Origin of the sequence: Hoyosella sp. YIM 151337 (genome assembly GCF_026041215.1) — a bacterium.
Taxonomy (GTDB): Bacteria; Actinomycetota; Actinomycetes; order Mycobacteriales; family Mycobacteriaceae; genus Hoyosella.
Map to the genome: position 1 here is coordinate 174,789 of NZ_JAPEIQ010000028.1, position 11,902 is coordinate 186,690.

Consider the following 11,902-nt stretch of genomic DNA (forward strand, 5'->3'; position numbering starts at 1 on the left):
TGACAACTTGCGAGCGCGCGCGACGGGCAGGTTTCGTCACGGTGCACGCAGCCGGACAGACGCACCCAAAGGTGCGAGGATAGCTGCAGGGTATGTGTGGTTGAAAGGGGCGTCGTTAAATGTCGTATCTGCTGCGGGTCCAGCTTCCGGATCGCCCGGGAAGTCTGGGTGCCCTGGCACTCGCGCTTGGTTCCGTGGGGGCGGACATCATTTCGCTCGACGTAGTGGAACGCACGCCCGACCATGCCGTCGACGACCTGGTAGTCGAGATGGCACCGGGTTCGCTGCCGGACACGCTGATCACAGCTGCGGAGAAACTCGAGGGTGTGCGTGTCGACTCGATCCGGCCGTACGCGGACATCCTGGACACACATCGTGAACTCGAACTCATCGACCAGGTCGCCATGGCGAGCAGCGACCGGATCCAGGTTCTCGTTGACGGCGCACCGAGCGTGCTTCGGGTGGGCTGGGCGAGTGTCGTCGCGGCAGGCCCACACGGGCCGTACCTCGTCGCGGCGAGTTCGGGCGCACCTGAAACGCGGCCGGGACAGCTGCCGTGGATGCCGCTGAAGAAACCCTTGCTGCTCGACACAGAGGCGGATTGGGTACCAGAGCCGTGGCGGGACATGGCGATTTCCCTAGCCGCAGCGCCGCTGGGCCAGAAGGACATGGCTCTCGTACTCGGGCGACCGGGCGGCCCGGAGTTCCGGCCCTCAGAAGTCGCGCGCCTCGGCTACCTGGCCGGAATCATCGGCACCATCCTGTTGTGATTTCAGTGGGAGTGTGAGGACACTGATGACCCGGTGCCACCGCCGCGCCGGGTCTTCCGAGAAACCGAGCCGCTCGTACATGCGTCTGGCCTCGACCATCACATCCATTGTCGAAAGAACCACTCGCTGCAGGCCGCGCTTGCGTGCCTCCGCGATTCCGTAGTTGACGAGGGCGGTGCCTACGCCCAGCCGTCGCGCATTGGCACTGACGGCGATCATGCGAAACTCCAATTCCCCCGGTCGCGCAATATCTGCGTAGGGTGTGCCATGTTCGACCATCGTGAGGGAGCCGAGCACCTTCCCGTCGCGTTCGGCAAGCACGATAGTCGCGGCGCTCGCGCGGTGTTCGGTATCCGCGAGAATCGCGAAATAGTCATCGTCCGGACGGATGTACGGCCGGTACGACTCGACAGTGATCAGCGACACTGCTGCGTAATCGGCCGGTGTGATCTCTCGGATGACAACTGGACCGGCCACCTACTCACTCCCGCCCCGCGCGGCATCCGGGCCGTGCTCCAGTAGAACCCTGAAGCCATCCTCGTCGAGCACCGGGACACCGAGGTCGATTGCTTTATCGTACTTAGATCCAGGAGAGTCTCCGACCACCACGAATGCCGTCTTTTTAGACACGGATCCTGCGGCCTTCCCGCCGCGCATGAGAATTGCTTCCTTCGCTTCGTCCCGCGAGAATTCCTGCAGTGACCCTGTGACCACGATCGATAGCCCTTCGAGATTCCGCTCGATCGATGCATCGCGCTCATCGGCCATGCGCACGCCTGCTTCAGCCCACTTTCGCACGATTTCCCGGTGCCAGTCGACGGTGAACCATTCCGTCACTGCCTGCGCGATCGTCGGTCCGACACCATCGACAGCCGCGAGTTTCTCCTGCGAAGCAGTCGCGATGGTGTCGAGACTCCCGAATTCCGTTGCGAGTGCTCGCGCGGCGGTGGGACCGACATGCCGGATCGACAGGCTAACCAGTACGCGCCAAAGCGGCTGGCTCTTGGCCTGCGCAAGGTTGGCGAGCAGTCGCTTGCCGTTAGCTGAGAGAGCACCGGCCTTCGTGCGGAACAGGCTAGTCTTCAGCAGGTCGTCCGCGGTGAGTGTGAACAAGTCGCCTTCATCGGTGATCACTGTGTGCGTGAGCAGGGCTGTCGCCGCCTCATAGCCCAGGCCTTCAATGTCCAGGGCGCCGCGGCCCGCGATGTAAAAGACCCGTTCACGCAGCTGAGCAGGGCACGTGCGCTGATTAGGGCACCGAATATCCACGTCACCCTCTTTGGAGGGTGCGAGCGCCGACCCGCATTCCGGACAGACAGACGGCATCACGAATTCGCGTTCAGTGCCGTCGCGCAGATCGACGACCGGGCCCAGTACCTCGGGGATAACTTCTCCCGCTTTTCGGATGACGACCGTGTCGCCGATGAGGACACCCTTCCGTTTCACCTCGTCGGCGTTGTGCAAGGTGGCAAGTGAGACTGTGGAGCCAGCGACCGTGACGGGCTCCATGTAGGCGAACGGTGTGACTCGTCCCGTCCGGCCGACGTTCACCCGAATATCAAGCAACTTCGTGGTGGCCTCTTCCGGCGGGTATTTGTAAGCAGTGGCCCAGCGCGGTGCCCGGGACGTCGAGCCTAATCGTCGCTGCAGCGCAACTTCGTCGACCTTGACGACAAGACCATCGACTTCATGCTCAATCTCATGCCGGCGCTCATCCCACAACCGCACCTGCTCGGCTACCGCGTCGATGCCCTTGACGCGCAATGTGTGTTCAGAAACTGGCAACCCCCACGCCTTCAGCGCTTTGTACGCCTCGTACTGGGAGTCCGGAGTGAAGCCTTCGCGCTTTCCCATCCCGTGGCAGATCATGCGCAATCTCCGGCGGGCCGTCACCGCCGGATTCTTCTGCCGCAACGATCCAGCCGCAGAGTTGCGCGGATTCGCGAACGGCGCCTTGCCCTCGGCAGTCAGCGCGGCATTAAGCGCGGCGAAATCCTCAAGCCGGAAGAAAGCCTCGCCGCGGACTTCGATCAAGTCCGGGACCGGGAACTCGTCCGATTGCACAAGACGCTCCGGGACATCGTCAATCGTGCGCGCGTTGAGCGTCACTTCCTCGCCCGTACGGCCATCACCGCGCGTAGCAGCACGAACGAGACGACCGCGCTCATATACGAGGCTCAGCGCCACCCCGTCGATCTTCAGTTCACACAAATAGTGAAGACTCGTGCCCACTTCGGCCTCGACGCGGCGTGACCACTCCCGCAGCTCCTCTTCGTTAAACACGTTGTCGAGGCTGAGCATGCGCTCAAGGTGATCGATCGCCGCGAATTCAGTCGCAAAGCCGCCGCCCACAAGTTGCGTCGGGGAATCAGGTGACCGGAGATCGGTGTACTCCTCTTCCAGGGCTTGGAGGCGCTGAAAAAGCTCATCGAACTCCCCGTCGCTAATAATCGGCGCGTCTTTGACGTAGTAGCGGAATTGGTGCCCCCGCACCTCCTCCGCGAGACGCTGCCATTCTTCCCGTGCCGCGCCCGGCGCTACGCCCTCACTCGCTGTCAAATCAGCCACCACGGCAGATTAGCGCAGCACACCGACAGAAAACACGAGAGACAGCGGCTAAAGGACCGACACGACCGCGACCACGAGAGTGACAAGCAACGGAAGCCCGAAAAGGAGCGCAAAAACGACCAGTAGACGCCGGTTGCGCGCCGTGCCCGTCGGCATGGGATACAGCTTCCCAACTGGCCCGAGATCCGGATACCGCTCGCCCAGCACCCCCTCGTTAGCGTTCAGCGGTTCACCCGCGGCACGACCGGGGAGAACATCAGGGAATCGCGGGTCGGACTCGCTGTGAGCAGACATGAGCGCCCCTCAGCGTGCTTCCTGCAGTTGCTCCGCTACCTCACGCGTGAGACGCGTCACGTGCTGAGCAGCACGCACAGATACACCGGCCAGCCCGCATTCCGGCGAGATTCCCGCACGCTGAACCAGCCCTGCCGGAGCAAATCCTGCCGCCGAACCGAGCGCGAGCACTCGCTCGGCTAACTGCGCCGCCGAAGTCCCAGCGCGTTCCCCGCCGACCGGGACAACACCGAACACCACCGTGCGCCCGCTGTCCAGAAATTCCGCACATCCCTCGATGAACTCTCGGTCAACTGCCCGGCCCGCATCGGCCAAGGGAACGTTCACGGCGCTTACTGGCAGCGCTGAAAGCAGGCTCCAGGGAATGGAGTGTGAACATACATGCACCATTGCCGACGCGCATGCCCCTGCGACGACACTGAGGAGGCCCTCAGCCTCCGCGGCTGGGGGCGTGCGCGCCGGCTGCAGCACACTAACCCCCCGGATTTCACCGTGCAGCGCGGCAGAAAGCCGAGGCTCATCTATCTGGACCACGATCGGAACGCCGAGCCGCCGGGTCAGTTCGGCGACAGCGCGCGTCACGCCTTCGGCAAGCGACTCCGCGACGTCGCGCGTTGCACCCTTGTCATCGAGCGCAGGGTGCCCGTTGACGAGTTCCAGGCTAGCCGCCAGCGTCACTGGTCCCGTGATCTGGATTTTCACGGCCCGCACATGTGCCCGGTGGTTCCCGCGTTCCCAATGTTCCTCGAACGCGTCGATGTCGCGCTGCATGAGCTCTCTCGCACGCCGCCACAACGCTCCGGGCCTAGTACTCAACCGGTAGCCTGATGGCGAAACGTCCACCGGTAGGTCGACCAGCATTGCCGCGGTGCGCCCGATCATGTCCGCGCCGGCGCCGCGTGCTGGGAGTTCCGGCAGATACGGCAGCCCGCCTGCGCCGCCTAGCTCGCCGAGCACCACCGCAGCCGGAACGAGCGGATCAACGCCTGGCCAGGAGCCGACTCCCGTGGCAGTCAGGGCAAACACGCTCACCGCGCGTCCGCGCTCGCCGGCTCGTCTTGCAGTGCAGCACCCGGCGCCGCGCTGGTGTCAGCGATGGCACCACTGCCCAACACGATGTCTCCGCAGGGGTCTTCTCGGTAGAGCACGGCGGCCTGTCCCCTTGCTACACCGGTCAGCGGCCGCAACAGCCTGATCCACATGCCATCGCCATGGGGTTCGGCAACCGCAGGGGCGAGACCCCCGTGCGCGCGGACCTGAACAACGCACTCGACCGGGCCGTCCGGAACCTTGCCCGATGTCCACACCGCATTACTGGTGAAGATTCCCCACACTTCGAGGTCCGCCGCAGAACCTACGGTGACTGTGGACGTTTCGGGGTCAATGCTTGTGACGTAACGCGGTTTCCCATCCGCGGCCGGCCCGGGCAGCCCGAGCCCCTTGCGCTGGCCAATCGTGAAGCCGTGAACGCCATCGTGCTGCGCGAGTTCCGCGCCCGTCGCGGCGTCGACAACCTTCCCGGGCAGCACGCCGATACGAGCGCCAAGAAACGCCTGCGTATTACCCGACGGGATGAAGCAAATGTCATGGCTGTCCGGCTTAGCTGCCACAGCAAGGCCGAGCCGCGCCGCCTCCTCACGTATCTTGGGCTTCGGTGTGTCACCGACCGGAAACATCGCCCGAGATAACTGTTCGGCGGTCAGCACCGCGAGCACATATGACTGGTCCTTGTCGGCATCCACAGCCCGCCGCAGCACACCGTCGTCTAATTGCGCGTAGTGCCCCGTCACCACCGCATCAAACCCCAGTGCATAAGCTCGCTCAGCGAGCGCGGAGAACTTGATCTTCTCGTTGCACCGGAGGCACGGGTTCGGGGTTTCGCCCGCAGCGTAAGACGCGACGAAATCGTCGATGACGTCCTCTTTGAACTTGTCCGCGAAATCCCACACGTAGAACGGGATGCCGAGCACATCAGCAGCACGGCGCGCATCTCCTGCGTCCTCACGCGAACAGCACCCGCGCGACCCTGTCCGCAAGGCGCCAGGCGCAGTCGACAGCGCAAGGTGCACCCCCACCACGTCGTGACCCGCGGCGACAGCGCGCGCCGCGGCAACCGCTGAATCCACTCCGCCACTCATCGCGGCCAGAACACGCACTTTTACCCCCTCTCCGAGACCCCAGCGCTGGCTAATCCCGCCGCGCGAGCCCGGTCAATAACACTCGGCAACGCCTCTAGTACACGATCAACGTCCGCGTCCGATGAGGTATGCCCGAAAGAAAACCGTAGTGAGCCCCGCGCGATGGCTGGATCCATGCCCATAGCGACCAGCACGTGGCTCGCCCGCGCCACGCCTGCTGTGCATGCCGATCCGGTGGAACACTCGATGCCCTGCGCATCGAGAAGCATCAGCAGCGAATCACCCTCGCAACCGGGGAAAGTCACATTGAGCAAACCGGGCAGCCGGGCCCCGGCCACCGGCCCATTGACCTGCGCATCCGGCGCCAGGCCAAGGATGCCAGCAACGAGCCGGTCTCTCAGACGCTCGAGGTGCGCGACCATCTCCCCCCGCTCCCGCCCCACCGCACGCAACGCCGCCGCTAAGCCTGCGGCGGCGGGCGCGTCCGGGGTACCCGAGCGCACGTCTCGCTCATGGCCGCCGCCGTGCAGCAGCGGCGAGCACGCAACGTCGCGACCAAGGAGCAGCGCGCCGATTCCGTGCGGTCCCCCGAGCTTGTGCGCAGCGATACTCAGCGCGGACAGCCCACTCGTACCGAAATCCACCGCGAGCGGTCCCGCTGCTTGCACCCCGTCGCTGTGCATGGGCACCCCCGCCGCGCGGCAGATTTGCGCCAGCTCGGCAATGGGGTTTACCGCACCGACCTCGTTATTCGCCCACATCACAGTTACCAGGGCGACGTCGAGTGGGCTTTCCGCCAGAGCTTCGCGCAGGTCGCCGGGATCGACAGCACCGTCCCGTGTGACAGGAAGCCACGTGATCTGAGCGCCCTGTTCCCTGGCGAGCCACTCAACGGCATCCAATACTGCATGATGCTCAACGCTGCTCACGATCACCCGCGTCCGCCGCGGATCGGCCGCTCGCCGAGCCCAAAAGATGCCTTTGACGGCCAGGTTGTCGCTCTCTGTGCCCCCAGAAGTGAAGATGACCTCTGACGGCCGGGCGCCCAGTGACTCGGCTATCGATTCTCGCGATTCTTCTACGAGCCGGCGCGCGGCACGGCCGGAACCATGCAGCGAGGCAGCGTTTCCCGTGTGGCCGTACGCAGCAGTCATCGCCTCGAGCGCGGTCGGCAGCAGCGGTGTCGCAGCGGCGTGATCGAGGTATACCGGGTGTGGTCGCGAAGTCATGGCGTTAGCCAGGATAGTCGCGCACCCCACCCAATACCGAATGCCGGAAGTCAGCTCGCGGCCCACTGCCGCCCAAGCGGTCGAAGTCTCACGCGACGACGGGATCGGGAGAGAAGAAGCCGCTCCAGTTCAGTGCCGTGGAATCAGCATGTCGCAGCCGGGCTTCACACCTGGCCGCGAGCGTTTTGCGATCGCCAAGCGGTGGCTCGTATGGGAGCAATGTCACCTCGACGCTCGCGTCGCGCATCCGCAGTATCCGCATAAGCGAGTCCCCAAGCCCGTCCTCTCCGACGAAGCACGGTGCGGTACTGATCTCACCGTCGGCGTCGCGGTACCGGATGTGCACAGGTGAGACCACGGCGCCGGAATCGAACGCGGCCTGAAAGAAGGCCGGCCGCATCTTTCCCCATGAGCGGCCGCACCAGGTCGTCCCCTCAGGGAACACCGCGATGCGCTTGCCCAGGGACAGCAGCTCAGCAACCTGCTCGACCGCCGCAGGGAGGCTGCGCAGTTGCTCACGCGCAACCGGAACCGTGCGTCCCCACTTCGCGAGCCAGCCCACCCCGGGCCAGGTCAGCAGATCGGCCCGGGCCACAAACGAACTCGGCGCTACCGCAGATATCGCGAACGGGTCGAGCCAGGAGATGTGGTTCGCCACCACCAGCACGCCGCGATTGTCGTGCGGAACCTCACCGCGATTGTCCTTCACGACGACCCGGATTCCGAGACTCGACAACAGCATTCGCGCGAACGCACGCTGAAGCAGCTCGCGCCGCGCGGGGGGCAGTGTCTGCTGCAGGGAGAACAGCACCGGCGCGGCGGCGAGCACGCCGGCCGCGCGGGTCATTCGCGAGGCGCGCCTGACGCGACTCAGTCCGGTGCTGGACGCGGGTATACACCCGCTTCCGCACGGACTGACCGGCATCCACGCGTGGTGAGGAGAGACCAGGAAGTGATAGTGATCTTGGTTTACCACGGTGTCACCCTGCGAGCACTGGTACGTGCAGCGTGGCGGCGCGCAGTCTTTCCAGATAGCGCGCGTTCGCCTGCCGTACCCCTAGTACAGCGACAAAATCCGCCACACCGAAGTCCGGATCGTAGGCCGGTTCGCCGCACACCCGAGCGCCGAGCCTCAGGTAACCGCGCAGCAGGGGTGGAATGTCTGCGCGCTGCGGCGGCTCGATCTCATCGAGCGACTTTCCGTCGAGAATTACCGGGCGCAGCGGTCGCGCGTCCATCGGCGCTGGGCAACGGTAGCGAGCATGCAGAGCGTCTCGCACGCCGCGCGCGTTGGCGCCGGGAGTCTCATCAGGATGTGTCCGGATCGGGACTGACACGCAACCGAGCACCCATTCGTTGCCTGTGAGTGTCAGATAGTGCAGGATGCCGGACCACATCAGGCTCAGCACAGCCCCGTTCCGATGGTCGGGGTGCACACACGCCCGGCCCATTTCCACTGTCGAGGAGAGAATGGTGCCGAACCCCGACAGGGCGAACTCCGTGGCCGTGTAATAGCCGCCGGCGGCGGCTGCAGCTGTGGGTGGAAGCATGCGGTAACAGCCGATGATGGCCCCGCTCGCGTCCTCACGGACGAGAAGGTGGTCGCAGTAGTCGTCGAAGCGATCGGCATCTCGGCCGTCCTCGCCGATCGAGTCGCTGAACCCGGGTTCGGAACGGAAGACGTCGTACCGGAGTTCCTGCACTGCCCGAACGTCCGAGCGATCGGTGGACAGCAGCAGCGAGTAGCGCGGCGCAGCCAGGGAAGCATCCGCCTTGTCGACTGGTACGGCCGGAGCCGGTATCAGCACCGAAGAAGTCGTCATGTCTGGGTGTCTACCGAGCCTGATCGGCGATCTGGCGTCTCGGAAGTGACGGTGCTGTGCCAGATCGGTGAACGTTTAGTCCCCGATGACACAGCGCCGATCAGCACCCAAAAACAGCCCTACAAGAACATGAACACCGGGCGAACTGGCTGCCGATACACCAACGGGGCCCCGGCAGATAGCCGGAGCCCCGTCTGACTGAGTGAGCCGGGCCGAATGCAGCGCATTCAGCCGTGCTTTCAGCCCTTGTGCTTTTTGATCGCTTCCGTGAGCTGCGGAGCGACATTGAAGAGGTCGCCGACGATGCCGTAATCCGCGATTTCGAAGATCGGAGCCTCTTCGTCCTTGTTCACGGCGATGATCGTCTTCGACGTCTGCATGCCGGCCCGGTGCTGGATAGCGCCAGAAATGCCGAGCGCAACGTACAGATTCGGAGAGACCGTCTTACCCGTCTGACCGACCTGGAACTGCCCCGGGTAGTAGCCCGAGTCCACCGCGGCGCGGGAAGCACCGACAGCTGCTCCGAGCGAGTCGGCGAGTTCTTCGACGACCGAGAACTTCTCGGCGCTGCCGACACCACGTCCGCCGGAGACCACGATGGTGGCTTCCGTCAGTTCCGGACGGTCACCCGCGACGACCGGGTCGCGCTTGGTGATGCGGGCGACAGCTTCTTCCTGAGCGGGAACCTCAACGGTGACCTGCTCGCCCGCGCCGGCCTGCGCCTCGGCTTCGACCGCACCGGGCCGCACGCTGATGACGGGCAACCGCCCTTCCGCAGCCTTGGCGTCGACATTCCACGCACCACCGAAGACTGAATGCAAGGCGGTGCCATCTGCCTGGACGTCCGTGACGTCGGCGAGCAGCGCGCCGTCAAGCTGAGCAGCGAGCCGGCCGGATACTTCCTTGCCTTCAATCGTCGCGGCGGTGATGACGGCAGCCGGCGACGCCTGCTCGACGAGGGCAGCGAGAACGTCGACCTTCGGGGTGATGAGGACGCTTTCGATGTCATCGGATTCCGCGACGTAGATCTTTTCGGCACCAGCGGCCTTGAGATCGTCGATAAGCGCGGCCGCACCGCCAGGCGCAGCGGTGACGACGGCGGACGGCTCGCCGAGACGGCGAGCAGCGGTGAGGAGCTCGCTGGTGACCTTCTTCAGTGCACCCTCAGCGTGCTCTACCAGCACAAGTACTTCTGCCATTGGTTACAACTCCTTATTGGTGCTGTCTGGTGATTGAGGGTCAGAGATCAGACGATCTTCTGCGCGATGAGGTACTTGGCGATCGCATTGCCGCCGTCGCCTTCGTCGGCAACCTTCTCACCAGCGGTACGCGGCGGTTTCGGTGTCGCACCTGTCACCGTGGTCGCTGCGTTCGAGACACCCGCGACGTCGGCCTCAACACCCAGATCCGCCAGGGTGAGGGTTTCGATCGGCTTCTTCTTCGCGGCCATGATGCCCTTGAAGGACGGGAAGCGTGGCTCGTTGATCTTCTCGTTGACGCTCACGATGGCCGGGAGCGGCGCCTCGAGGGTGAACACACCTTCGTCGGTCTCACGCTCAGCGGTGGCCTTATCGCCCTCGATTTCGAGCTTGCGCACATGCGTCAGCTGCGGAATTCCGAGGTAGTAGGAGATCATCGCGGGGACTGCGCCCACGCGGCCGTCTGTGGCCTCATTGCCGGTGATCACGAGCTCGGTGCCCTCAACGGTGCCGAGCGCCGCAGCGAGGATGTACGCAGTCTGTACTGCGTCGGAGCCATGCAGCGCGGGATCGTTGATGTGAATGGCCTTGTCCGCACCCATAGAGAGAGCCTTGCGGATCGCGTCGGTTGCCCGATCCGGACCTGCACAGACCACGGTGACCTCACCGCCGTGCTTCTCCTTGATGAGCAGCGCCTCTTCAACCGCGCGCTCGTTGATCTCGTCGAGTACGGGATCTGCGGAATCGCGGTCGAGGGTGAAATCATCTTCCCTCAATTTGCGCTCTGACCAGGTGTCAGGGACCTGCTTGATCAAGACGACTACATTTGTCATGGGTCTTACTTGACCTCCTGCGAGTGGTGGATATTCCGGTTCCGGTAACTCTTCGGCCTTCGCGTCAAACGAGGACCACTACCCACACCTATGTTACCGGCGAGTAACTTATGTGCAAGTATCAAGGTGAACATACTCTATTGCTTACGAACATGGCAGTACCGGCTTCGCGAAGATGCCCCAGAATTCTGGAGTTCGCCCACTATGGTCGTAGGCTGCCTTGGTGACTGAATTCACCGGCACAGCAACTGGCACGCATGTAAGCGGCTTTGAAACCAGTTCTACTGACGGGCATCTGCCACTCACTGGCGAGCGGACGGTCCCCGGAATCGCGGAGGAGAACTACTGGTTCCGCCGTCACGAAATCGTCTATCTCGATATGCTCGCACGCTGCACCGGCAAGGTAGTCGTCGACGCGGGTTTCGGGGAAGGTTACGGCGCCGCACTTCTCGCGAGCACCGCGAGCGCTGTGATCGGTCTCGACTACGACCAGCAAGCAGCCGAACATGCCAGTCGCCGATACCCGGAGATCACTACCGTGCGGTCGAACCTCGCCGCACTCCCACTCGCTGACGCATCCGTTGATGTCGTCGTGAATTTCCAGGTGATCGAACATCTTTGGGACCAGTTGCAGTTCATCAAGGAGTGCCACCGAGTGCTTCGCCCTGGCGGCCAACTACTGATCTCGACACCAAATCGGATCACGTTCTCGCCTGGTCGTGACACTCCGCTGAACCCCTTCCATACCCGCGAACTCAACGCCGCCGAACTCACCGAACTTCTCACCGATGGGGCCCTCCGCGTCGACGTGATGACAGGGGTCCACCACGGACACCGGCTCAAGGAACTCGACGCCCGGTACGGTGGCTCACTCATCGACGAGCAACTCAAACATGCGCTCGCCGGTGACCCGTGGCCGCCAGAGCTGAGCGCCGACGTCGCAGGCGTCACGGCGCACGATTTCATCATCGACGAAGCCGGCATTGATGCGAGTCTTGATCTCGTTGCCATTGCCGTCAAAGCGTGAATCAGCGAGGCATTGTGAATT

12 protein-coding genes are annotated in these 11,902 nt (G+C 63.9%); 2 read left to right on the forward strand and 10 right to left on the reverse strand.

Features of this window, described 5'->3' with window-relative positions:
• The first annotated feature begins 119 nt into the window (after nt 1-119).
• Nucleotides 120-770 carry an amino acid-binding protein gene (locus ONR57_RS14840; RefSeq protein WP_265124281.1) on the forward strand — a complete coding sequence of 217 codons (651 nt, stop codon included), beginning with the start codon at nt 120-122 and terminating at the stop codon, nt 768-770.
• On the opposite strand, the gene ONR57_RS14845 is transcribed toward ONR57_RS14840, so the two are convergent.
• The 10 genes from ONR57_RS14845 to ONR57_RS14890 form a co-directional block, all read right to left on the reverse strand.
• Nucleotides 714-1,247 carry a GNAT family N-acetyltransferase gene (locus tag ONR57_RS14845; RefSeq protein ID WP_265124282.1) on the reverse strand — a complete coding sequence of 178 codons (534 nt, stop codon included), beginning with the start codon at nt 1,245-1,247 and terminating at the stop codon, nt 714-716. The two genes, ONR57_RS14840 and ONR57_RS14845, sit on opposite strands and share 57 nt — an antisense overlap.
• The gene (gene ligA, locus ONR57_RS14850) at nt 1,248-3,338 is read right to left on the reverse strand and encodes an NAD-dependent DNA ligase LigA (protein WP_265124283.1); all 2,091 of its coding nucleotides are present in this window, start codon (nt 3,336-3,338) and stop codon (nt 1,248-1,250) included. It abuts the gene before it with no gap.
• Nucleotides 3,339-3,386: 48 nt separating this feature from the next.
• Nucleotides 3,387-3,632, reverse strand: coding sequence for a hypothetical protein (locus ONR57_RS14855; RefSeq protein ID WP_265124284.1), 246 nt, complete (start codon nt 3,630-3,632; stop codon nt 3,387-3,389).
• Between the two features lie 9 nt (nt 3,633-3,641).
• Entirely contained in the window at nt 3,642-4,664 is a 1,023-nt protein-coding gene (locus ONR57_RS14860; RefSeq protein ID WP_265124285.1) for a methionine synthase, read from the reverse strand.
• Complete coding sequence (gene mnmA, locus ONR57_RS14865; protein ID WP_265124286.1) at nt 4,661-5,788, reverse strand: tRNA 2-thiouridine(34) synthase MnmA; 1,128 nt, start codon at nt 5,786-5,788, stop codon at nt 4,661-4,663. The genes ONR57_RS14860 and mnmA overlap by 4 nt, the downstream gene beginning before the upstream one ends.
• Nucleotides 5,789-5,790: 2 nt before the next feature.
• Nucleotides 5,791-6,999 carry a cysteine desulfurase family protein gene (locus ONR57_RS14870; protein WP_265124287.1) on the reverse strand — a complete coding sequence of 403 codons (1,209 nt, stop codon included), beginning with the start codon at nt 6,997-6,999 and terminating at the stop codon, nt 5,791-5,793.
• An 88-nt stretch (nt 7,000-7,087) separates the two neighbouring features.
• Complete coding sequence (locus ONR57_RS14875; RefSeq protein ID WP_265124288.1) at nt 7,088-7,846, reverse strand: 1-acyl-sn-glycerol-3-phosphate acyltransferase; 759 nt, start codon at nt 7,844-7,846, stop codon at nt 7,088-7,090.
• 133 nt (nt 7,847-7,979) lie between these two features.
• On the reverse strand, nt 7,980-8,822 hold the full coding sequence (locus ONR57_RS14880) for a GNAT family N-acetyltransferase (RefSeq protein ID WP_265124289.1): 843 nt from the start codon (nt 8,820-8,822) through the stop codon (nt 7,980-7,982).
• 239 nt (nt 8,823-9,061) lie between these two features.
• Nucleotides 9,062-10,021: an electron transfer flavoprotein subunit alpha/FixB family protein gene (locus tag ONR57_RS14885; protein ID WP_265124290.1), complete on the reverse strand. Its 960-nt coding sequence runs from the start codon at nt 10,019-10,021 to the stop codon at nt 9,062-9,064.
• A 47-nt stretch (nt 10,022-10,068) separates the two neighbouring features.
• Nucleotides 10,069-10,854 (reverse strand): electron transfer flavoprotein subunit beta/FixA family protein, encoded by a 786-nt coding sequence (locus ONR57_RS14890; RefSeq protein WP_265124291.1) that lies wholly within the window; start codon nt 10,852-10,854, stop codon nt 10,069-10,071.
• Nucleotides 10,855-11,077: 223 nt separating this feature from the next.
• Here ONR57_RS14890 and ONR57_RS14895 point away from each other — a divergent pair, with 223 nt between their 5' ends.
• The gene (locus ONR57_RS14895) at nt 11,078-11,881 is read left to right on the forward strand and encodes a class I SAM-dependent methyltransferase (RefSeq protein WP_374116449.1); all 804 of its coding nucleotides are present in this window, start codon (nt 11,078-11,080) and stop codon (nt 11,879-11,881) included.
• Nucleotides 11,882-11,902: the final 21 nt, after the last annotated feature.

Coding starts and splice junctions, on each gene's coding strand:
- ONR57_RS14840 (WP_265124281.1), top strand. CDS start 120: ATGTCGTATCTGCTGCGGGTCCAGCTTCCGGATCGCCCGGGAAGTCTG.
- ONR57_RS14855 (WP_265124284.1), bottom strand. CDS start 3,632: ATGTCTGCTCACAGCGAGTCCGACCCGCGATTCCCTGATGTTCTCCCC.
- ONR57_RS14870 (WP_265124287.1), bottom strand. CDS start 6,999: ATGACTTCGCGACCACACCCGGTATACCTCGATCACGCCGCTGCGACA.
- ONR57_RS14875 (WP_265124288.1), bottom strand. CDS start 7,846: ATGACCCGCGCGGCCGGCGTGCTCGCCGCCGCGCCGGTGCTGTTCTCC.
- ONR57_RS14880 (WP_265124289.1), bottom strand. CDS start 8,822: ATGACGACTTCTTCGGTGCTGATACCGGCTCCGGCCGTACCAGTCGAC.
- ONR57_RS14885 (WP_265124290.1), bottom strand. CDS start 10,021: ATGGCAGAAGTACTTGTGCTGGTAGAGCACGCTGAGGGTGCACTGAAG.
- ONR57_RS14890 (WP_265124291.1), bottom strand. CDS start 10,854: ATGACAAATGTAGTCGTCTTGATCAAGCAGGTCCCTGACACCTGGTCA.